A 21,959-nucleotide genomic window follows, 5' to 3' on the forward strand; every position below is an offset into this window, starting at 1 on the left:
ATACCAGAATTTCATGCCAGATCTGAACAACCCGGAAGCTCACAACAAAGGGCAGGAACCAGGCGATAATAAACTGGCTCCTGCCCTTCAGGTTATAGCCGAGAATTGCACGCACTGTCGGAAATGTCAGCGTGAATGTGTCTTTCTTAAAAGCACGAGCACTCCCGGCGAACTGGCCCGCACCATCCTTGGCCATCACCCTGGATCAGCTGATACCACTTCGCCAACCGCAGCAACCTTGGCACATCTTTCATACCAGTGCAGTTTATGCGGTCTTTGCACTTCCGTATGCCCTGTCGATCTCGAACCTGACATGATGTTTTTACAGCTCCGCAGACAGGCAGTGGAAAACGATCATTTCCAAGCCGGTAAATACCGGCGTCTGTTGAGCTACGAAAGACTTGGCAGCAGTACGTTTTTTCGCTTTCACTACATTCCTGAAAACTGCGACACTGTCTTCTTTCCCGGTTGCGCCCTGCCGGGAATACGGCCTGATCACACCCTAAGACTTTATGAACTCCTTCTTCAGAACAACCCGACGGTCGGCATCATTGTAGACTGCTGCCTGAAACCATCCCACGATCTCGGCAGGCAGCAATTTTTCGAGAAGGGGTTCGGGCAACTGATACAAAAACTGACTGCCAACGGGGTTCAGAGGGTTATTACCGGCTGCCCCAACTGCCACCTGACTTTCCGGCAATACGGTGCACCTCTTGACATCACGACTATATATGATGAACTGGAGAAACTCTGCCAGCAAAACTCTTTCAGGCCAGCATGCACAGCCAAGAGGGCTTTTACAATACATGATCCCTGCACTACTCGATTTCATCAGGAAGTTCACCAGGCAGTTCGAAAGCTGAGCAAGAGAGCTGGCGGTGCTATAAAAGAAATGGAACATAACCGTGAGAGAACCTACTGCTGCGGAGAGGGTGGAGCTGTCGGTTGTGTGGGAACGGACTTCGCTGCAGGCTGGAGTAAACGCAGGCACGATGAAACCAGGGATCTGCCGATGATAACCTACTGCGCAGGATGTACAGTACGATTAGCCGGCAAAGGGCAGGTTCTTCATCTCACCGATCTACTTTTCCCAGGCCTTCGGCCAGGCCTGCCCAGGCGTCTGCCTGCACACCCACCTCTAACCTACCTGAACAGATTACTGCTCAAGTTTAGACTGTATCGCCTAAGTCGAAAGGCAGCTGGCATCAGCTCGTCATGAGCCGATAGATTTCAGGCAGTCTGGCCGGCAACTGCTCTACCTTCTCGACAAAGATGGAGTTATGTCTGCCACACATATGACTCAGATAAGAATGTGCGGTACGATCAACTGTAATCGAGAAAGTGTGCACTCCCTTCCCCCTGGCCTCGTTAAGGGCCTGGCGGGTATCTTCAATGGCGTACTCACCACGATAACCATCATAATCTTCCGGCTTGCCGTCTGTAAGTGTTATCAGCAGACGAACCCTGGCATCCGTATCTGCGAGAAGATTTGTCAGATGCCGTATCGCCGGTGCCATCCGGGTATATTCCCGAGGCGAAACTCCACATATCCTCTGCTCGACATCTGCACCATATGTCTCATCCATCTCTTTGATACGAAACAGCTCACAACGAGAACGACGCATTCCGGAAAATCCATAGATAGCATACCTGTCACCAACAACCTCCAGCACATCACTGAGCAGCACCAGCGATTCTTTTATGGCATTGCCCACCCAGCCCTCAGTGGAGTTGGACATATCCACCAGAAACATTACCGCAATATCCCTGTCGTCGCGTAACAGTCGAATAAAAAGGCGCTCCGATGGGGCAATCCCGGCTCGCTGGTCTCCTCTCGCCTCCACCAATGCGTCAAAATCGATATCATCGCCGTAACGCCTTCGCCGAACGAATCTATGCTCAGCCCGAAGCATCTCGAACTGTCTTCGCAGCTGCAGCATCAAGCCGCGGTATCGCTCCTTTGTGTTCCGGATAAACTTCGACGTAACCGGCTGAATCTCTTTTTCGACAAGAGAACACCAGTTTTTCCGATACCCCTGCCTGCGAAAATCCCACTCATCATACAGGTGGACAGTGCCTGTGTTATCGGTCAGCGACTCCCCGAGCTGTTCGCCTCCCCGAGTAAAAACCGCCCTTCCGGCAATCCCCGCAGCTGCCTGAACATAACCTTCCGGAACATGGCCGATATCATTTGAGATGCTGGCCATAATTTCGAGAATTTCCGCTGAAAGCTCCATCGACTCATTGTTGATACTGAGAACCTGACCGGTGTTGTTATCATCCGTCGATTGAGCCACGCTCACTGCCAATCGGCCACTATCAGCAGCATCGGTGCTGGAGCCGCCGGCCATATCACTCTCTGCCGAATTCTGCTCTTTCTCCAACAGATGTTTTCTGATAACAGCCGCTAACTGATCTACAAATACCTGCTTCTGCTCTGAGCGTCTGCGCAGAACGTAATCCTGAACCTTATCGAACTTGAGCACCCCTGTAAAATCGGCAAACATCTGCCAATCATCAACACTACCTGCTCTCACCTCTTCCTGTATTTTTTCATAATACGCAGGGAGTTGCTCGATAGTCTCCTGGTGGCTCCCAGGGTAACCCGCAGTGCCACCACCTACAACCACATCAGTCCTGTCGCTGACCAACGCCAATAGTCTACTGTAATAAATGCCCCTGGCTACCAGGGCAGAGTGATATTGAGAAGAGTGTACAAGGTACTGCAGCAAGGGACGAACCAATCGGCACAGACCAGGCAGATCTCTTGCCAGCATTGCAAGAACCCGTGTGAATTCCAGGAATTGATAGATATTCCCGGCTACTTCCGGTTGATCATAATCGTCAAGGAGATTTTCCAGCTGATCGGCTGTCACGCTGGTGGAGTTACAATAGCTCTTTCCCAGCTCACTCCCCAGCACCCCCAGTCGTACATATCCCCATTGGCAACAAACCAGAAAGTTATAAAACCGGTTATTATCGCTTTGTTCAGGAAAGTAACTGATTTTTCTCGGTAAATATATGGTTTCTCCATCAGTCCAGGCCCTACCGCCGACCGGTAGGGGTTCAAGCTGAAAGTCAACCCCGGATACTCCGCGGATAAAATGTTGCAGCCGCCCCCTTATCTGCTCAAAATATGCACCATCCAGACCTGTCAGTCTGGCATAAAAATTTTCCTCTATCTCCGACATGAAGAGCCTTGAACCCCTGAGTCCATCCTCTTCATATCGACCGAGGCATTGCCTCACCCATTCTGAGAGATTTGTTCCCAGCCTGTCAATATGCTGAACACCGTACTGGATATACGAGACACAGAGACTCTGACTCACCGGCCAGACCGCATGAACATGGGACAACAGTGCCTGCTGCTGAAAAGCATCAAGCTCCAGCATTGGTTCAAGCGCCTCTTCAACCTCCCATTCCTGAGGCTGGGATGGAGAAACTTCCCTGTAAAATTGGTCTTTTAATTGTTGAAGATACATTATCAGATGCGATAAAAACTGCGGCTAAAAGAGTGACTCCAGCATTTCATCCATAGCGGCAAGCATATCCGGGTCATCAGTGAGACTCCTGGTGATACCTGCCCTGCACGACTCAATGATGGAGATGCCGCTTACGTGCAGCTTGCCGGCCTGTATCAGCAGCCTGCTTGATGCCCCTTCCGGCAGACCGAAATCTTTAAGACTCCTGGTCATGCCGGCGAGTTTCACCAGTTGAGCTGCGACGTTCTGGCCTACGCCGCTCTCACTCGCTACAATGCGGCACTCCAATTCAGGCTCAGGATGGTCAAAAGAGAGTGAAACAAATCGTTGGCGGGTGGATGGCTTAAGATCTTTCAAAACACTCTGGTAGCCGGGGTTATACGACACAGCCAGCATAAACTCGGGGCTGGCCGTAAAGAGCCTGCCGAGTTTTTCCACAGGCAACTCCCGCCTATCGTCTGCCAGGGGATGAATCACCACAGTGGTATCTTTTCTGGCCTCAACCACCTCATCCAGGTAGCAGATTGCACCTGCCTTCACCGCAAGCGCCAGTGGACCATCGACCCACACCGCTTCGCCGCCGCGAATTATATACCTGCCCACCAGATCCGAGGTTGACAGATCGTCATGGCAGGACACTGTGATCAGAGGTCGCTGCAATTTCCAGGCGAGAAATTGCATAAAGCGGGTTTTTCCACATCCAGTTGGTCCTTTGATGAGTAAGGGCAACCTGTTTTCATAGGCCGCCAGGGCAAGCTGTAACTCATTGCCCTGCTGCAGGTAAAACGGCTGCTCTGTCAGAAAGTGCTCTTCTATCCTCGACTCGGTCGCCTTTTCCATTTCTCATTCTCTTGCTAGATCATTTGCAGGCAAAATCAGACTTTCCAATAATTATACCCAGTTCACATTATATGCATTCATAAAGAACTCGCAACCTTCGGTGCTTTAGGGAGCTGATCGAATCGCCTGGGGTAGCGACAAGCCTTTGTTGACCAGCCTCTGCAAATACGCTATGTTCGATTTCGCAATTTGAGATTATCCGGCTGGGTGCGCTCGATTTTCTTATGAGCATTGTGCTCGTCCCTTGATTATACGGGTCGGCTGGACGAATCAGATAACGAACCAGGGTGAGAAATTCGATCCAGACTTTCCAGCGCTGATTTGCAATTTTTCGAATATTACGGATTATGAACACATTTGAAAAAGCCTATTCCATTTTCGCTATCCTCTTCGGTGCAATCTTTATCTGGTTGCTGTTGACTCTCCCAGACATGAGGCAGCTCAGCATCCTCATTCCGGTTACCACCGTTGGCCTGATGATAAATGTGATTATGATGTTCTTTGTCTTTCGGGATATTTTTTTCAGGCCGGCTCTTTCTAAAAACGCTAAACTGCTCTGGACAGTAACAGTACTTCTCTGCTGGCCTGCGATTCTCGTCTACCTGCCCCTGCACGGCTTCAGAACTCGTATCGCCTGAGCAGCAAAAAATATCCAGTATCTTCCATCACCATTATTAATATGGAACATGGTGATGGGTTACCGGTCATACTCCGTTTCTGCAGGTAGTCATTTTTTAAAAAGCCTACCCCTGAACAAGTAGCGCGCTACCTGGAGATTTTTAGCTTAGAGCAAAGCTGTATTATCACTTTTTTCTGGCTATTTTGTTCCCTGCTTGACATACCTTTCTATACAAAGTATCTTGCTCTCTTTTGGGCTGACCGGGCTGCGCTGTTCCCGCAACAAGCAGGAACCAACTACTACCATGCCAACCCGGACTATCGGTTTTAATGAATTTATACGGTTACGATCACCTCGTTTTTCGCTGGCTCTGAGCCAGACTACCTACGGGGTTTAATTGTGATAAAGTTTATACAATAACGGCTGACTATGTTTGAAAACCTGACAGACCGGCTGGAAGGAGTTTTCAAGAAACTCCGTGGCCACGGCATACTGACTGAAGAAAATATCAAGGAGGCAATGCGTGAAGTGCGTATTGCCCTGCTCGATGCTGATGTCAACTTCAAGGTCGCCAAGGAATTCGTTGCCAAGGTAACGGAACAAGCGATTGGCCGTGAAGTATCCAAGAGTCTCTCTCCAGGTCAGCAGGTTATCAAGATCGTCCATGAAGAGTTGGTTGCTCTTCTTGGCGGCGAAGCAGAACAGATCAGACTTGATGGCCGTCAACCAGTAATCATCATGATGGCTGGTCTGCAGGGTTCCGGTAAGACCACTACCTCTGGTAAGTTGGCCCGGATGCTTAAGGGCAAAGGCAGAAAACCTTATCTGGTTCCTGCTGATATTTACCGCCCGGCAGCAATCGAGCAGCTGCAAGTACTTGGAGATCGCCTCGACGTTCCGGTACATCCTTCCACCACCGCGATGAATCCGGTGGACATCGCCCGTGAAGCGGTCGATGCTGCGAATAAGGAAGGATATGATACACTGATCATTGATACCGCAGGCCGCCTGCATATCGATGAGAACCTCATGGGTGAACTGCAGGAGATCGAGAAAGCTGTACAGCCTTCAGAGATTCTGTTTGTTGCCGACTCCATGACCGGTCAGGACGCGGTTACTGTCGCTGATAAGTTTAATGAGACCCTGGAAATTTCCGGTGTTGTTCTCACCAAGATGGAAGGTGACGCCCGTGGTGGTGCCGCTCTCTCCATCAAGAATGTTACCGGCAAGCCGATTAAGTTCGTCGGCGTCGGTGAGGCACTCGATGCGCTTGAGGTCTTCCACCCTGATCGTGTCGCTTCCAGAATTCTCGGCATGGGCGATGTTCTTACCCTCATTGAGAAGGCCGAAGCGGTAGTCGATAAAAAACAGGCCGACAAGCTCGCACAAAAGCTGAAAAAGAGCCAGTTTACCCTTGAAGATTTTCTCGACCAGATCCAGCAGATCAAGAAAATGGGCTCTCTTGACCAGATTCTCGGCATGGTACCGGGCATCAACAAGCTTAAGCAGATGAAAGACGCTCCCAAACCAGACGAGCGTGAACTTGGCAAGACCGAAGCGATTATTCGCTCCATGACCCGTAAAGAGCGGAAAAATCACAAGATCATCAACTCCAGCCGTCGCCAGAGAATTGCAGCTGGCTCCGGAACCAGCGTGGCAGATGTAAATCGTGTCTTGAAAAGTTATTCAACAATGCTGAAAATGATGAAGAAAATGAGTGGAAAGCCGGGAGCTATTACCGGCCAGAAACGCAGAAAGTTACCAAAAGGTCTTCGTAGAAGATAATTTTATACCGGATAAACAGTATATATCCGGTTTACGCAGGGTCGAAACAGACCCATATAACCACATCGGAGGATTAACCCGGAATGGCAGTTCGTATTCGTTTAACCAGACTTGGCAGAAAGAAAAAACCTTTCTATCGTATTGTTGTTGCCGACAGCGAGAGTCCGCGTGACGGTAAATTCCTGGATATCGTTGGCACCTACGACCCACTTCAGGATCCTGCTTCAATCGTTATCAACAACGACAAACTTCAGGATTGGATGGGTAGAGGCGCTATGCCGACAACCACAGTTGAAAGCCTGATCAAGAAAGCAGCGGCCACCGAATAAGCGGTATGGAAGAGCTTATTGCCTTTATCGCCAGATCGCTGGTAGATCAACCGGATGAAGTCCGAGTTACTGTGAGCGAAGATGATGACAGCATCACAGTCGAGTTGACAGTTGGTCCGGAAGATCTGGGCAAGGTTATCGGCAAGCAGGGAAGGACCGCCAGAGCTATGCGCTCAATTCTTGCTGCCGCAGCCGCTAAAGAAAACAAACGGTCAAGGCTTGAGATAGTCGAGTAACCGACTTCAGGAACTATGCAGCATCATTTCTCATTCCCTGAAGATAGGTTCTTACTTATCGGCACTGTGATTAAAGCACAGGGGCTAAAGGGTGAGGTTTGTATTCACTCGTTCTCAGGCCAACCGGAAAACCTCAACACGTATCACACGCTTTTCCTGGTAGACAAGGGTGGCAAAATTTCACCCCAATTGTCCATCAAGCGCTTCAGGGCGCAAAAGGGAAAGGCGATAGTCCTGTTTGACCGTGTTCGTGACAGATCCCATGCTGAGCAACTTGTCGGTATGGGCGTACTTCTTGCCAGGGAAGATCTACCGGAACTGGCAGAAGACGAATTTTACTGGCACCAGCTTATCGGCCTCGCAGTCTCCACAGTAGCAGGAGAAGCGGTCGGAACACTGATGCATGTGTTCTCCAATGGTGCTCAGGATGTCATGGTAATACAGGATGGTGATCAGGAGCATCTCGTTCCGCTGAGTGATGGTGTTGTTATCAGCCATGACGATGAGCAACTGATTATTGACCCGCCACAAGGATTGCTTGAAATCAATAGTGGTGAAGATGAAGGGGCCGGTCATCCCAAATGATTTTTGACATACTGACGATTTTTCCCGAGTTACTGAATTCTCCTTTTGAAGAGGGAATTATCCGCAGGGCCCGGCAGGACAACAAAATCGAGATTCATACCAGAAATATTCGAGATTTTGCCCTGGACAAACATTCCATGACTGATGATCGGCCTTTCGGGGGCGGTGAAGGTATGGTGATGAAACCGGAGCCTCTGGCTGCTGCAGTCGAGTCAGCCAAAGCGGCACACGGCAACGGGAAAGTCATCCTCATGAGCCCGCAGGGAAAAGCCTTTAACCAGGCCACTGCGGAAAGGCTGTCCCGGGAAGAACACCTCATCCTGGTATGCGGCCGTTACGAAGGTGTCGATGAGCGCTTTCGTGCAGCGTATGTGGATGAGGAAATATCCATTGGCGACTTTATCCTCACAGGAGGAGAACTTGCCGCCATGGTTATCGTCGACGCAGTCACCAGGCTGTTGCCCGGTGTGCTGGGCTGTTCGGATTCGGCGGACAAAGATACTTTCAGCAGAAACCTGCTGAAGCATCCGCAATATACCCGTCCCCGGGTTTGGAACGACATGGAAGTGCCTGCAGAGTTACTCTCCGGCAACCATGAGGAAATTGAAAAATTACGATTTATCGACTCAGTCAAGCGAACACTGGAGCGACGCCCTGAAATGCTCAAAGGCGAACTCTTCAGTAAGAGCGAGAAGAGAACTCTACAGCAATATAAGCTGTATGATAGAGTAAAACAGATACAGGCAGATCTTGCCGGCAGTGAGCGAACCGCATCATGACAGCAGTAAATATAGCCCTCGTTCACCACCCGGTGGTTAATAAAAATGGAGATGTTATCGGCTCAGCCGTGACAAATCTTGATCTGCATGATATAGCAAGGGCTGCGAAAACTTTTGGCGTGGATAACTATTATGTTACCACCCCATACGAGGATCAGCAGCAGCTCGTGCAGGAAATAGTCGGTCACTGGCAATCCGGCTATGGAGCAGAATATAACCCGGCCAGAAAGCAGGCGTTATCAATAGTGCAACTCGCCCCAACATTGGATGAGGCGATAGAAGAGTTGACCAAAAGGTATTCAGAGCGCCCGCTCATTATCACGACCAGCGCCAGAGTTCATCACAACACCGTGAGCTATGATGCACTTCGTGAGAGAATAACTTCCGGCAGTCCGGTGCTTCTAATTTTCGGCACCGCCCATGGACTCAGCCAGGAAGTAATGGAAGCAGCTGATGCCGTGTTACCGCCAATTCAGGGTGGCACGGAATACAATCACCTTTCGGTTCGCTCGGCAGTTGCCATCATACTTGATCGATTGCTCGGCACTTAAGGGATAGAAAACAGAGACATTTGAAAGGGAATTCATTCCTATACTTCAACCTATACAAGACGTTATGAGCACAATCATCGAAAGAATCAATGCAGAGCAGATGCGCCAGGATCATCCGGATTTTCGCCCAGGTGACTCCGTAAAAGTACATATCCGTATTATTGAGGGTACCAAAGAGCGTGTCCAGATTTTTCAGGGCGTGGTTATCAAGCGAAAGCGCGCAACTATGGGCGCTACCTACACTGTTCGTAAAATTTCCCACGGTGTCGGTGTTGAGAAGACCTTCTCCATGCACAACCCTCGTATCGAGAAAATAGAGGTAGTCACCCGCGGTCGCGTTCGTCGTTCCCGCCTCTACTACCTGCGTAACCTTCGCGGTAAAGCTGCTCGTATCCGCGAACGCGGCATTACACGCTAATCCTCTTTTCAGTAAGAGCGATTATTACCCGGGCCGCTGCTTTGCAGCAGTCCGGGATTTTGTGTTTGAGCACTATTCAAAATTACTACCCTCCTTCCATTTCCAATGGACCGTTCCCTTTTCGATACTTTGCCCGATACAAGCGGAGCAGCAAACTTTTCTATAGAGAAAATTCTTTATAGCCAAGGGCTTATGGCAGTCGCAGGTTGCGACGAAGTTGGCCGTGGCCCGCTGGCAGGCCCTGTGGTTGCCGCAAGTGTCATCTTGCCTCAAGATTGTAATCCAGCCATTTTTCTCGATTCCAAAAAGATCAGTCATAAGCGCCGTACTGAACTCTTTGCGCTGCTTCACGAGCTCAATGCAGTAATCGGCGTAGGCATCGTGGATGAAAAAAAGATCGACCAGATAAACATCCTGCAGGCTTCACTGCTGGCGATGAAAATCGCGGTTGAAGAACTTGCCACCAAAGGCACGGCCCCGGATTACCTCCTGGTGGACGGCAAATTCGAAATTCCGCACCCCGTCTCCCAGCAAGCGTTGATAAAAGGTGAAAGCAAAAGCGCCTCTATCGCCGCCGCCTCTATTATCGCCAAAATTACCCGGGACCGGATAATGGATGACTTCCATAAAAAGTACCCGGTATACCAATTTCACAAACATAAAGGTTATCCGACCAAGGCCCACCGGGAGGCTATTGCCGAACACGGCCCCTGCCCTATACACCGCAGGTCATTTAAAGGGGTTAAAAAGTGAGGCAGACCGGCAAACTTTTATCCTTTTTCTCGGGGACATCCCTGGGTGACGAAGGCGAAAAGATTGCCTGCCAGCACCTGAAAAAGAGTGGCTACTCAATTATTCTTCGTAATTTTCGCTGCCGATCCGGAGAGGTGGATATAATCGCCCGCCACAAGGGAGTACTGGTTTTTATAGAGGTAAAAACCCGTAGATCCGAATCATTCGGCTCCCCTGCCGCAGCCGTCACTCCACGTAAACAACGGCAGATAGCCAAAGCAGCACTTGAGTACCTGGCCCGTGAAAATCTGTTTGATACAGAAGCCCGCTTCGATGTTGTGTCAATCCTGGTTTCTGCCACTGGCGAACCACAGATTGAGATCATCACGAGCGCCTTCGAGCTCGGCTGAAAATTGATGAGCCATCTGATAATCAGACTATTTTTCACACAACTGATACTTTGACTAATTCCTTTTAGACGTTACACTGAAATTATGACGATGATTGGTATAACCATGGGGTGCCCGGCCGGAATCGGCCCCGAAATCCTGTTGCGTTATTTTACAGAACATAAAGTACCTGCAGGCATCAGACCTGTAGTACTTGGCGATAAGGCAATTCTCAATAAATGTGCAGCTGACCTTGGACTGAATGTAAAGATAGTCTCCTGGCAACCCGGGGATCAACCTGCCACCAATGGTATCCCCGTATTCAACCTCTCGGATATACCGGAGGAAGAGCATAGCTGGGGAAACCCGACGCTGACCACTGCCCGGGCGATGGCGGGTTATATTGAAAAGGCTGTTGAACTCACCTTGAGCGGAGTGCTTGACGGCATCACCACCTGCCCGATCTCCAAGAGTGCTCTGCATGCGGCCGGGTTCAAGTATCCCGGTCACACCGAGATGCTCGTCGATATGACCGGCGCCGATGAATACACCATGATGATGGCCGGCAAAACCTTAAAGGTTACCCTGGCCACCATCCACTGTTCTCTTGCATCTGTACCGGAATTGTTATCCGAAGAAGGAATTTACAGGCTCATCCACATCACCCATAGAGGGCTTGGGATCGACTTCGGACTGAATAGACCTCGAATCGCAGTAGCCGGGCTGAATCCGCACAGCAGTGAAGAAGGTCTGTTTGGAAATGAGGAAGAGAGAGTAATCATTCCCGCAATAGAGAGAGCTCGTAGAGACGGCATCGATGTCGATGGCCCTTTTCCTCCTGATACTGTCTTTTTCAAGGCGGCCTCGGGTCAGTTTGACGGAGTCGTCTGCATGTATCACGATCAGGGTTTGATTCCATTCAAACTTCTGCATTTTGAAGACGGAGTCAACGTGACGCTTGGACTGCCCATTGTTCGCACCTCGGTCGACCATGGCACCGCCTACGACATTGCCGGCAAGGGAGTTGCGGCAGCAACCAGCCTCGCTGCAGCGATACAAATGGCAGGAGACATCAGTAATAACCGTAAACAGCACTATCAATCCCAGAAAATTACATGAAACACGAACTTCCAGGTCGACTTATAGTATTTGAAGGCATTGACGGAACCGGCAAGACAACCCAGATTCCGCTGCTGGCTGATTATCTCACCAACCTGGGTCATAAGGTCCAGGTAACCCGTGAGCCGACTACAGGGCAATACGGACAAAAAATACGTGAACTGTACGTTCAAAGAACCTCAGTCAGCCGCGAAGAGGAGTTACAGCTCTTTATTGCTGACCGCAGAGAACATATAGAGCAACTGGTTATGCCGGCTCTCGAAAAAGGTGAGATAGTTCTCTGCGACCGATATTACCTCTCCACAGCCGCCTATCAGGGAGCCAACGGTTTTGACCCGATGGAGATCATCAAGCTGAATCAGTTTGCCCCGGAACCTGATATAGCCCTGATCTTCGAAGTCTCTGTCGATACCAGCCTTGAGCGGATAACCAACGGTCGGGGAGAACAATTAAACGATTTTGAGCAGGAAGAATCCCTGACCAGAGTCAGTCGGATTTTCAGCGAACTCGATCTGCCTTTTATACGACGCATTAATGCCGAGAAGCCCATTGAAGAGGTACACAGATCCGTTGTTGAAGCCGTAAAACCAGTACTATTCTGAAAAGATTATGCAGTACGCACTTAGATGACCTGAATCCCAGGCAGAGAGGATATGAAAAGATACCTGCGCCTCCTCACAATATGTTTTCTGCTTCCGGTCCTTACCGGATGTGCCACAGGTACGCGAGCTGCACCGACCAGTGGTAACGCGGAGGAGTTGCGTGCCGATCGCTCCTGCGCATATTTCTACTTTCTTTGGGGGAGTCACGCCGAATATGCTTCCAGATTCGATGAAGCTTTCGAGGCCTATCAGAAGGCGCTCATCTGTGATCCCCAGGCTATTCATATAGAAAAAAAGATCCCGGTCCTGTACTACCGCCTTGGCATGATGGACAAAGCCGCCGAGACCCTTGAGCTGGTAATCGCGCGAGACCCGGGCGACATTTCCCAGCATCTGCTTCTGGCACACATCAGGATTCAGTTGAATCAGCGCCAGGAGGCGATCAGGATTTACCGTAGCGTCCTGAAACAGGACCCCGAGAATGAAGGTGTCCAGTTGAGACTGGGAATTCTGCTCGTCCAGCAGGATGACTACCATCAAGCTGAGGATATTTTTCAAGACCTCGTCAAGAAAAATCCCGAATTGCAATTCGCCCAGATATATCTCGCACGGCTCCTGCACCTGGAAAACAAGTATGAGGCTGCAGCAAAAGTCTACGAAAAAGCGCTGCAATTAAGCTGGTCCCCGGAACTCAGCTACGAGCTAATCGATTTTTACGAATCCCAGGAACTTTATGGTGATGTCCTCAGGCTATACGACACTATAATAGCCAATGACAACAACGATGAGCGGGCAATTCTCGGAAAGATTCAAACCCTGCTCAGCATGCAAAAAGATAGTGAGGCGCTCTCCGAATTGCGCACATATCGCGAGGAAGCTGTTGGCACTGAACGGCTTGACATGGCCATCGCCAAGATCCTTCTCAGGCTCGATCAGGTTGAAGAGGCTGTTGGGTTGCTTGAGTTGTTGCGTCGGGGGGAACTGAGCTCTGAAGCCAATTACCTGCTGGGCCTTGTTTATTATCAGGATAAACACCAACAGGAGGCCCTTCGCTATCTACAGGGAGTAACGCCGGGGACAGATCAATACCCCGATGCAGTGTATCTCCAGGTCCGTATTTATCGTGATCTGGGCATGCAGGGCAAGGCAGTCGATCTTCTCCATGCTTCTACGGGCAACCCTGCCGCCCAGCACCCGCTGTTTTACGCCCTGCTCTCCTCGATTTATCAAGAGCAGGAGAGAATCGAAGAAGCTATGGCCAGCATTACCGCCGGTACTGCAATCTTTCCGGATAGTGAGCAACTTCACTTTGAACATGCCCTGCTCCTTGAGAGAAGCGGCCTGCAGAGCAAAGCGGTTGCCGTTATGCAGCGAGTGCTTGAATTGAGCCCTGATCACCCGGAAGCTTTGAACTATATTGGCTACACCTGGGCCGACCAGAATATAAATCTGGATGAGGCTCTTGAATACATTTTACGTGCAGTTCAACTCAAGCCCGACAACGGCTTTATCAGGGACAGCCTTGGCTGGGTTCACTTCCGGCGAGGTGAGTACCATCGGGCCCTTCAGGAACTCCAGACTGCCATCCAGCTTGAACCAGCTGATCCGAATATCTACGATCATTTAGGTGACGTCTATCGCGCCCTCAACCAGCCCGACAAGGCGAAGAAAGCATATAGCAAGGGTCTGGAAATGTTTGACAATGATGGCGATAGAGCTATGCTACAGAAAAAGCTGAACGAACTCAGCTCCCAATAATTCCTTTACCTCAATCCAAAACGTCAAATGCTTGTTAACTTCCGCTCTGCGCCCACCTGCCCCAGCCGATTCATGCCGGTTATTTTAGTGCTGCTGCTTGTTGTTCTCTCCGGTTGTGCGCCGAAGCCCTGGCATGACACCCTTTCGGATGACGGCCGCCAGGCCATGCTGGATGTTATGGATGAAATAGTTGCGGCACAGCAGGATAGACCCAGATGCTTTGATGCCGATGTAAAAGTATTTTTGACCAGCTGGATGAAAAACACAGCCGCCAGCGGCTACACCCAGATAATGGCACCCGATACGATCAAATTCGTCACTTCCAACCCTTTTGGCCAGCCGGTTCTAGCATTTGTCGGTAACCAGGAAAATTTTCAATATGTTAACGTTCTTAGCCGAACCTACCTGGACGGCGACATCAATGAATTCGCCAGTATCTACGAGATACCGCTTGAAAACTTTTCAGGGCCCTGGGGTGACTGGATCAGTGCCAGAATCCCTGTAATCACCAGGGATATAATTGAAATGCGTGCTGACAACTCCGAACAGGGGATCTGGGTGAGGTATGGGGCTCAATCCGGTGTAAACAGCCAGACCGGCAGAGGTGAGTTCCTGCTGATAGATCCTGAGCAAAAGATGCTGGTGGCCAGGACCATTACCGATGAGAAAGGAAAGATCATAGCTCGCATCGACTATTCCAATAGAAGCACCCCGCCACTGCGCCAGCCACAAAGCATTAAGGTGACCCGACTTGCCTATGGCGCCGAGCTTGAGGTTCAACTCTCCAACCTGATGGAAATGGAGAGCTGTGAAAATCAGGATTTTTTCATCAAACGACCAGCGGGCTACAACTATCAGCACTTGACGAGAGCACAGTACTGAGAACGACGCGGTTCAACATTATCTGCGAGGAAGGAAAGCTTGCCACTCATGATGAACTGCGCTTTGAATGTTTGTTTTTTCACTCACTCGATGTCAGATCACTGACAATAAGGACGAAAAGTTTATCCTCCTTAAAAAATACCTGCTGCAGATCATAGTCCTTGCCTGGATGAAGATTGAGGACTACTCTCGCCATATCCTGTTCCTGGCTTGTTACGTCGATGGTATCTACAAACTTACCTTTAGCCTCAATGCGCGAGGCGATACTTTTGGCGATTATTGTGTTCTCAAAATCACAAATTACCCGCGGCCGGCCTTTCTCCTGTGCCGAAATGACCGGCGGGGAGAATTTATTAAGCTTGAAAAGAACCATCTCACCATTTCGTACCTGGAGATCGTCAAAAGCTACATCCTGCAATATGGATTTCTTTTTTGATTTCTTTTTCTTGTCTGCCTGCTGCAAACCACTTTTTGCTGCAGTTTTTTGCACAGCCCCTGCCGGCTCTTTGGCCTGAGCAGTAACACCAGCTTTTTTAGCAACCCCAGTTTTTACTTTAGAGGGTAAGGCATTAAACACCGGCACCTTAGCTGGCGCGGCGGGTGGAGAATCAGCAATCAGCACCGTTTCGGTAGCAGCTTTCACATCTTTCGACTTGAAGGTGAACCGCAGGGTATTATTGTGATGGATGGATCTATTTTGCCAATCAATTTGCCGGTTCGGCAACAGGTCGATAACCACACGTGTCTTCGGCTCGGGAATGTTATGAAAGCCGACGCGAATTCTTTGCACAAGGTTCGGGTCGGTCGGCTCTATCTGGGTTGGACCTCCATAACCGGTGTTAAAAAAATCAATTACCAGGCGAGGCTTTTCACCTGGAATCATAAAAACTTTTGGCGTAGTATCGCCGCGTAACCAAAATTCTACAACCTCGCCGTTCCCACTCTCGAGGTTATGGGAAATTGCGTTAATCATAACTTTGCCAGGTTTGGCAGAACAGGTGAATGGCAGCACAAACAGAACAATTGTTAGAAGCGGTAAAAACAGGCGACCGGATACAAAGCGAGTTTGAAAACTCATGGGAGATAACCTTCTGTATCGAAATGATATAATAATTTCTTTAAGTTGAGAATTTTTCTGTGCTTTTTGAATACCGCATCACCGCTTGAAAAGTCAATCAAATTTCAGTAAATGAATGGCACGGAAACGACACAGCCCCAGTCAGGCTGGTTACCTCCAAATCACACGAGAATAACAGCACGAGACAACACATGACAGAAAGCAACTATTTTGCCCAGGTACTCAAACCAGGACGTTACCTGGGAAGTGAATATAACGCCGTTCAGAAAGAGTGGCAGCAGGCTGAGGTCCGCTGTGCGGTCGTCTTCCCTGACCTTTATGAGATAGGTATGTCTCATCAAGGGCTCCAGATTCTTTACCATATCTTCAATGCTCAGGACAAATTCCTGGCAGAGCGCTGCTACAGCCCGGATAAGGATGTCGAGAAACTCCTGAGAAATCGTAACTTGCCTCTTACCTCGCTTGAGTCCGGCACCCCACTCGGGAATTTTGACCTGCTGGCTATAACTCTGCCATATGAGCTTTGCTACACAAATATTCTGACAGTTCTGGATCTTGCCGGTATTCCTATTTACGCCAAGGATCGTCAGGAAACCTATCCCATTGTACTGGGCGGTGGTGCCTGTGCCATGAACCCGGAACCTGTAGCCGATTACTTCGATGCAGTACTACTCGGAGATGGTGAAGAAGCTATCACCGAAATTGGCCTGCTTATCCAGAGTGCCAAGGCAGACGGTCTGTCCAAAATAGATGTGCTTGCACAACTCGCCAAAATCGAGGGCGTCTATGTACCCTCGTTTTTCAGCCCTGAATACGATGAAAACGGCAAGGTCCGTCAAATAGTCGCCCATACAGGGCAGAATGAAGTCAACCGACGTGTGCTCTCTGATCTTGGCGCTGTCGATCATCTTCTGCATCCCATCGTGCCCAATGCCAAAATTGTTCATGACAGGCTCGGTGTTGAAATTGCCCGCGGTTGCACCCGTGGTTGCCGCTTTTGTCAGGCTGGCGTCACTTATCGGCCGGTGCGGGAACGAACACCAGAGCAAATCATGGCTTTGGCGGAAAAAGGCATCGCCAACTCAGGTTTTGAAGAGATGGCCCTGCTCTCGCTCTCTACCGGTGACTACTCCTGCCTGGGTGAGGTCCTGCCGAAACTGATGGACAGGTTCGCTGATGAGTATGTCTCGGTGGCCATGCCTTCCATGCGAGTCGGCACCCTGACTCCCGAAATCATGGACCAGATCAAGAGAGTCCGTAAAACCGGCTTCACCCTTGCTCCGGAAGCCGGCAGTGAACGTCTTCGCAGGGTCATCAACAAGGGCATCACCGAAGAAGATTTGCTCGAAGCCTCCCGTATGGCTTTTGGTTTGGGGTGGAAAGTTATGAAGTTTTACTTCATGATCGGTCTGCCCACTGAAAGTCAGGAAGATATCGACGCTATTATTGAGCTGGTTAAAAAATCCGGATACGAAATCAGCAAAGTGGCTAAAGGTCGAAAGCAGATCAACGTCAGCATCGGTACCTTTGTGCCTAAACCACACACTCCTTTTCAGTGGAACAGACAGCTCACCATCGAGGAGAGCCGTGACCGCATAACTTACCTGAGACAGAATCTGCCCCGTAAAGGCTGCAAAATGAAATGGCACAGCCCTGAACAGAGCTTTCTCGAGGGGATTTTCTCCCGCGGTGATAGACGCCTTTCGGCCCTCATCCACGCTGCCTGGCAGGCAGGGGCACGGCTTGATGGCTGGTCGGACCACTTCAATCTCGAACGCTGGCGTAAAGCCGCAGACGAGATCGGACTCGATCTTGATTTCTACCTCCGTGAGCGTGAGTTCGATGAAGTTCTGCCCTGGAGCCATCTGCAGACCGGTATTGATCTGCAGTTCTTAAAGGATGAGTGGAACAACGCCCGGGAGGAAATATACACTCCGGACTGCCGTTACCACGGTTGTCAGCAGTGTGGCCTGTGCGATTTCGACCTGGTCCAGCCTATCGTTCACAGCGAGGTTGAGCCTGGCAGCCAAAAGACAGATGGAACTTTTATACCCGGCGAGCATCAGGACAAGCGCAACAACGCTGCCCACGATGAACAGCATTTCAAGTACATCGTGCACTACAGCCGCATCGGCAATATCTGCTTTCTCGGTCACCTGGAACTTTTGCAGCTTATCTTCAGAGGACTGAGACGTGCCGAGATCGAAACCAACTTCTCCAAAGGCTACAACCCATCACCCAAAATTTCATTCGGCCCAGCCCTGCCTGTTGGTACGCAGAGTAACGCGGAGTATTTCCTGATGGATCTGCCCAAGCCACTCGCTTCACCCCAGGATGCCGCTGCTCTTCTCAGCAGTAAGCTCCCCCCGGGGCTTGAGGTAAATTCCATAACTCTGCACTCCGGCAAGCTGCCTCAGGTAGTCGAGGTAAATTATTCGATTGAGTTCCCGAAACCGCTGTCCGAATCACAAGTCGCTTTGCTGGAATCTTTTCTGGCATCAGATGAACTGGTTATCTCCCGTGAGCGCAAAGGCAAGAAGCGACAGTTCAATATCAGGCCACTGATCACCAGCCTGGTGACAGAAACTGATAATCTGCTCACCATGCAGGTGATCAGTAAGGCTGGTTCACCCGGAATTAAACCGGCTGACGCCTTGCAACATATCCTCGGCCTTGACCAGGAGACCACTCTCGAACTTGCCATTACCAAGAACAGTTGGCAGGGACTCGACGAAGAGTAACTGAAATTGCCGCTATTGAAGTACTCTGGGTAGAGTGGCTTCTCAGCGCCCATTCATAGGCAAGAGTCAGCTTTAATTTTTTGTAATTGATTCATTACGGCCATTAAAGCTGACTCATCCTCATTGCCTGACTGGATTACAGATGGAGAAATAAAGTATACTTTCAGGCGAGAAAGTGCCAATATAGTGAAGTGGTACAAGGCAATTTCAGATATTTCCGACAGGCTGCAACTCCCTTTTGATCCACAGAAAAACAGTGAACCCCAAACCAATCTTTTCTATTTTTCAGGAGACGACTTGATTGATATGGCCTCATACTATAGATTCTTTTAGGGAGAACGAGACAATTACGCTTACCCGGAGGAGCAAATTGCCAAATCGCCGGCCTATCTCCCGAGGATCTGATTCATCTATTGCCGCTTCCTGTTTGCCCTCAAAAACAGTGAACAGGAAGCAAACATTGCCGTACCTTATGCTGTCAAAACATTCGTTGTTCCCTGTTGCCATCCTGGCCCTGTTTTTTCAACTGCTGCTCTCTTCCAGCTGCCTGAGCGCTTCTCACCTCCTTCTTCAGGACCGCATCCAAAACGGCGGTTATATCATTAAGAAAGATGGGCAGATAATCGAAAGCCTGCATGAGGAGGAACTCTTTATTCCGGCGTCGACTATTAAATTGCTCACCGGTTACACCGTCCTGAAAACTCTCGGTGAAGATTATCGCTTTCGAACCAGGTTCTATGTAGACAAAAACAATGTGCTGTACGTCAAGGGTGGTGGGGATCCGGTATTGACCTCTGAGGTGCTGCTTGATGCGGTCAGAACCATGAAACAGCATGGGCTTACCAAGATCTCCGAATATGTTCTCGATGACAGTGCGTTCCAGCTGGAATCGGTTACCACACCCGGCTCTGAAAATTCCAGCAGATCATATGATGTCGCAAACGGAGCACTGGCAGTCAACTTTAACTCCATAGCCATTCGCAAGCATGCAAACGGTCAGGTAACTTCCGGTGAACCGCAAACACCAATGACCCATATGGCACGGGAAATTGGCCGTCAACTTCCATCCGGTCTGCACCGGGTCAACCCGGCAGCGTTTGATCTTCAAGGCAATCTCCCCAGCCATCTTCGTTACAGCGGCGAACTGCTCCATGAACTCTTCAAAAAAGAAGGAGTCGAATCAACCCTGCAACTCAGGACCGGTACAGTTCCGTCGACTGCCAGGTTAATCCACACCCAGTATTCATCGCAGACGGTCCGAGAAGTTGTTCAATCCTGCTTACGTTTTTCCAATAACTTCATAGCAAACCAACTCATCCTTGTGGCCTCAGCCAAAAGCTACGGTTACCCGGCCAGCTGGGAAAAAACTCGAAATCTCCTCGAAAATACGGCCTCCGGTGAATTACAGATTCCCCGGGAACAAATCCGCATCATGGAAGGATCGGGATTATCGCGGCAAACGCTTGCAACCCCTTCGGCCTTACTCAAAGTCCTTGAGGCATTTGAACCCTATCGCGATCTCTTGCCCATCAAATTTGATGCTCAGGTAAAGTCCGGCACCATGGACTCCATCTACTGCTACGCAGGCTATATCGAAAGCCAGCACGGCCCGGTCCTGTTTGCCCTTTTACTGAACCAGACCAGGAATACCAGAGACCAGTTGTTGAGATCGCTGGTTCGGAAAATTGATTTAAAGCTGATCCAAACCCAGCAGCACAAGACAATTTACGTGAAATAGCATGCGCATTCTCCACCTGATCAGCCAACGACCCGATTCCACAGGCAGCGGAATTTATGTGCAGGAGATGTTGCGTGCTGCGGTTGATGAGGGCCACGACAATCACCTGCTGGCCGGAATACAAAGTGAGCAGATGCCGGAGATTGACCTTCTCCCCTCCAGCCAGTGCACCTATGTCGAGTTTAACTCCAGTGCCCTCCCGTTCAATATCGTCGGGATGAGCGACGTAATGCCTTACGCCAGTAGACGTTTCCGAGATTTGAACAGTGATGAGATCAGACACTATGAGCAGGCTTTTGGTAACGCACTTTGCCAGGTAATTGATCGTTTCGCCCCGGATATAATCCACAGCCACCATCTCTGGCTTGTCACCTCGCTGGCGGCCAGAATGTTTCCACACATCCCACTTGTCACCACCTGCCACGGAACAGACCTCAGGCAGCTGCGCAACTGTCCGCATCTGCGCCCAAGAGTGATGAGTGGCTGCAGAAACATTGATCATATCCTTGCCTTGAGTCCGGCCCAAAGAGAAGAAATCCAGCGGGAGTATCGGTTCGATACAAAAAAAATCTCCGTTGCCGGAGGTGGATTTAATAAAAACCTGTTTTTTCAGGAAAATAAACCAGCCCTGTCTGCTGTTCGTCTTCTTTATGCCGGAAAGCTCAGTAAAGCCAAAGGCGTTCCCTGGCTCCTCAAAGCGCTTTCCTCCCTTGAGCAGGACAACATTCATCTCGATCTCATCGGCAGCGGCAGCGGTACTGATTTTGAGGAATGTGTCAAACTTGCCGAACAACTGGGCGACAAGGTTACACTGCACGGACAACTGTCCCAGTCCCAACTTGCAGCATTGATGAGAAAGGCACACATAATGGTGCTGCCATCTTTTTTTGAAGGACTCCCCCTGATCATGCTTGAAGCAATCGTCTCAGGTTGTCGTGTTATCGCCACAGATTTGCCGGGAACAAATTATATAGCTTCTATTCTCGAGTCAGATCATATAACTCTGGTACCACTTCCCACCGACGCAGGACATGACTGCGTTTCGCCCGAAAAAGAATCAGACTTTGTCGCTGATCTTGCCAGAGCTCTCACAGAATCGATAACCCAAACGAGAAAAGAACCGGAAGTACAGCTCCACCCCCTGGCCTCAAAAATTGATCACTTCAGCTGGAAAGCTGTTTATGAGAGGACCCACCAAGCTTACAGCCTGTTGTTATAAAACACTTTTTCATATTCTCATCAAAACACTATCCATGTAGGATTAATGTGGGTTAGTATCTTGTAATAACACAATAT

General features: G+C 49.8%; 21 protein-coding genes. 18 read left to right on the forward strand and 3 right to left on the reverse strand.

The window, feature by feature from the left end; genetic code table 11:
- Nucleotides 1-13: 13 nt before the first annotated feature.
- Entirely contained in the window at nucleotides 14-1,219 is a 1,206-nt protein-coding gene (locus tag FCL45_RS19900) for a (Fe-S)-binding protein (protein WP_136797984.1), read from the forward strand.
- On the opposite strand, the gene FCL45_RS19905 is transcribed toward FCL45_RS19900, so the two are convergent.
- Nucleotides 1,206-3,482, reverse strand: a complete 2,277-nt coding sequence (locus FCL45_RS19905) for a nitric oxide reductase activation protein NorD (protein WP_136797983.1) — start codon at nucleotides 3,480-3,482, stop codon at nucleotides 1,206-1,208. The genes FCL45_RS19900 and FCL45_RS19905 overlap by 14 nt on opposite strands.
- Before the next feature lie 24 nt (nucleotides 3,483-3,506).
- Nucleotides 3,507-4,322, reverse strand: a complete 816-nt coding sequence (locus tag FCL45_RS19910) for a CbbQ/NirQ/NorQ/GpvN family protein (RefSeq protein WP_136797982.1) — start codon at nucleotides 4,320-4,322, stop codon at nucleotides 3,507-3,509.
- A 347-nt stretch (nucleotides 4,323-4,669) separates the two neighbouring features.
- Between FCL45_RS19910 and FCL45_RS19915 the strand changes: the two genes are divergently transcribed.
- From FCL45_RS19915 to FCL45_RS19980, 14 genes are all read left to right on the forward strand, one after another.
- A complete protein-coding gene (locus tag FCL45_RS19915) occupies nucleotides 4,670-4,960 on the forward strand; it encodes a hypothetical protein (protein ID WP_136797981.1) in 291 nt (96 codons plus the stop codon).
- A gap of 410 nt (nucleotides 4,961-5,370) precedes the next feature.
- Nucleotides 5,371-6,726, forward strand: coding sequence for a signal recognition particle protein (gene ffh / locus FCL45_RS19920; protein WP_136797980.1), 1,356 nt, complete (start codon nucleotides 5,371-5,373; stop codon nucleotides 6,724-6,726).
- Between the two features lie 83 nt (nucleotides 6,727-6,809).
- Nucleotides 6,810-7,055 (forward strand): 30S ribosomal protein S16, encoded by a 246-nt coding sequence (gene rpsP / locus FCL45_RS19925; protein WP_136797979.1) that lies wholly within the window; start codon nucleotides 6,810-6,812, stop codon nucleotides 7,053-7,055.
- A 5-nt stretch (nucleotides 7,056-7,060) separates the two neighbouring features.
- Entirely contained in the window at nucleotides 7,061-7,291 is a 231-nt protein-coding gene (locus FCL45_RS19930) for a KH domain-containing protein (protein WP_136797978.1), read from the forward strand.
- A 15-nt stretch (nucleotides 7,292-7,306) separates the two neighbouring features.
- Nucleotides 7,307-7,876 carry a ribosome maturation factor RimM gene (gene rimM / locus FCL45_RS19935; protein ID WP_136797977.1) on the forward strand — a complete coding sequence of 190 codons (570 nt, stop codon included), beginning with the start codon at nucleotides 7,307-7,309 and terminating at the stop codon, nucleotides 7,874-7,876.
- On the forward strand, nucleotides 7,873-8,655 hold the full coding sequence (trmD, locus tag FCL45_RS19940) for a tRNA (guanosine(37)-N1)-methyltransferase TrmD (RefSeq protein ID WP_136797976.1): 783 nt from the start codon (nucleotides 7,873-7,875) through the stop codon (nucleotides 8,653-8,655). Before rimM ends, trmD begins: the two co-directional genes overlap by 4 nt.
- Nucleotides 8,652-9,206, forward strand: coding sequence for an RNA methyltransferase (locus FCL45_RS19945; protein WP_136797975.1), 555 nt, complete (start codon nucleotides 8,652-8,654; stop codon nucleotides 9,204-9,206). Before trmD ends, FCL45_RS19945 begins: the two co-directional genes overlap by 4 nt.
- Before the next feature lie 64 nt (nucleotides 9,207-9,270).
- A complete protein-coding gene (gene rplS, locus FCL45_RS19950) occupies nucleotides 9,271-9,624 on the forward strand; it encodes a 50S ribosomal protein L19 (RefSeq protein ID WP_136797974.1) in 354 nt (117 codons plus the stop codon).
- Between the two features lie 105 nt (nucleotides 9,625-9,729).
- A complete protein-coding gene (locus FCL45_RS19955) occupies nucleotides 9,730-10,377 on the forward strand; it encodes a ribonuclease HII (protein WP_136797973.1) in 648 nt (215 codons plus the stop codon).
- A complete protein-coding gene (locus FCL45_RS19960; RefSeq protein ID WP_136797972.1) occupies nucleotides 10,374-10,766 on the forward strand; it encodes a YraN family protein in 393 nt (130 codons plus the stop codon). The genes FCL45_RS19955 and FCL45_RS19960 overlap by 4 nt, the downstream gene beginning before the upstream one ends.
- Before the next feature lie 90 nt (nucleotides 10,767-10,856).
- Complete coding sequence (gene pdxA / locus FCL45_RS19965; RefSeq protein WP_228721377.1) at nucleotides 10,857-11,864, forward strand: 4-hydroxythreonine-4-phosphate dehydrogenase PdxA; 1,008 nt, start codon at nucleotides 10,857-10,859, stop codon at nucleotides 11,862-11,864.
- The gene (tmk, locus tag FCL45_RS19970) at nucleotides 11,861-12,466 is read left to right on the forward strand and encodes a dTMP kinase (protein WP_136797971.1); all 606 of its coding nucleotides are present in this window, start codon (nucleotides 11,861-11,863) and stop codon (nucleotides 12,464-12,466) included. Before pdxA ends, tmk begins: the two co-directional genes overlap by 4 nt.
- A gap of 51 nt (nucleotides 12,467-12,517) precedes the next feature.
- Complete coding sequence (locus FCL45_RS19975) at nucleotides 12,518-14,224, forward strand: tetratricopeptide repeat protein (RefSeq protein ID WP_136797970.1); 1,707 nt, start codon at nucleotides 12,518-12,520, stop codon at nucleotides 14,222-14,224.
- 72 nt (nucleotides 14,225-14,296) lie between these two features.
- Nucleotides 14,297-15,106 carry a hypothetical protein gene (locus FCL45_RS19980; RefSeq protein ID WP_136797969.1) on the forward strand — a complete coding sequence of 270 codons (810 nt, stop codon included), beginning with the start codon at nucleotides 14,297-14,299 and terminating at the stop codon, nucleotides 15,104-15,106.
- A gap of 79 nt (nucleotides 15,107-15,185) precedes the next feature.
- Here the strand turns inward: FCL45_RS19980 and FCL45_RS19985 are convergent, their stop codons facing one another.
- Nucleotides 15,186-16,184 carry an AMIN domain-containing protein gene (locus FCL45_RS19985; RefSeq protein WP_136797968.1) on the reverse strand — a complete coding sequence of 333 codons (999 nt, stop codon included), beginning with the start codon at nucleotides 16,182-16,184 and terminating at the stop codon, nucleotides 15,186-15,188.
- 191 nt (nucleotides 16,185-16,375) lie between these two features.
- Here FCL45_RS19985 and FCL45_RS19990 point away from each other — a divergent pair, with 191 nt between their 5' ends.
- From FCL45_RS19990 to FCL45_RS20000, 3 genes are all read left to right on the forward strand, one after another.
- Nucleotides 16,376-18,925, forward strand: coding sequence for a TIGR03960 family B12-binding radical SAM protein (locus FCL45_RS19990; RefSeq protein ID WP_136797967.1), 2,550 nt, complete (start codon nucleotides 16,376-16,378; stop codon nucleotides 18,923-18,925).
- A 472-nt stretch (nucleotides 18,926-19,397) separates the two neighbouring features.
- Nucleotides 19,398-20,663, forward strand: coding sequence for a D-alanyl-D-alanine carboxypeptidase/D-alanyl-D-alanine-endopeptidase (locus FCL45_RS19995; RefSeq protein ID WP_136797966.1), 1,266 nt, complete (start codon nucleotides 19,398-19,400; stop codon nucleotides 20,661-20,663).
- A gap of 1 nt (nucleotide 20,664) precedes the next feature.
- Nucleotides 20,665-21,882 (forward strand): glycosyltransferase family 4 protein, encoded by a 1,218-nt coding sequence (locus tag FCL45_RS20000; RefSeq protein WP_136797965.1) that lies wholly within the window; start codon nucleotides 20,665-20,667, stop codon nucleotides 21,880-21,882.
- Nucleotides 21,883-21,959 lie beyond the last annotated feature (77 nt).

This window comes from Desulfosediminicola ganghwensis, from assembly GCF_005116675.2.
Lineage (GTDB): Bacteria > Desulfobacterota > Desulfobulbia > Desulfobulbales > Desulfocapsaceae > Desulfopila > Desulfopila ganghwensis.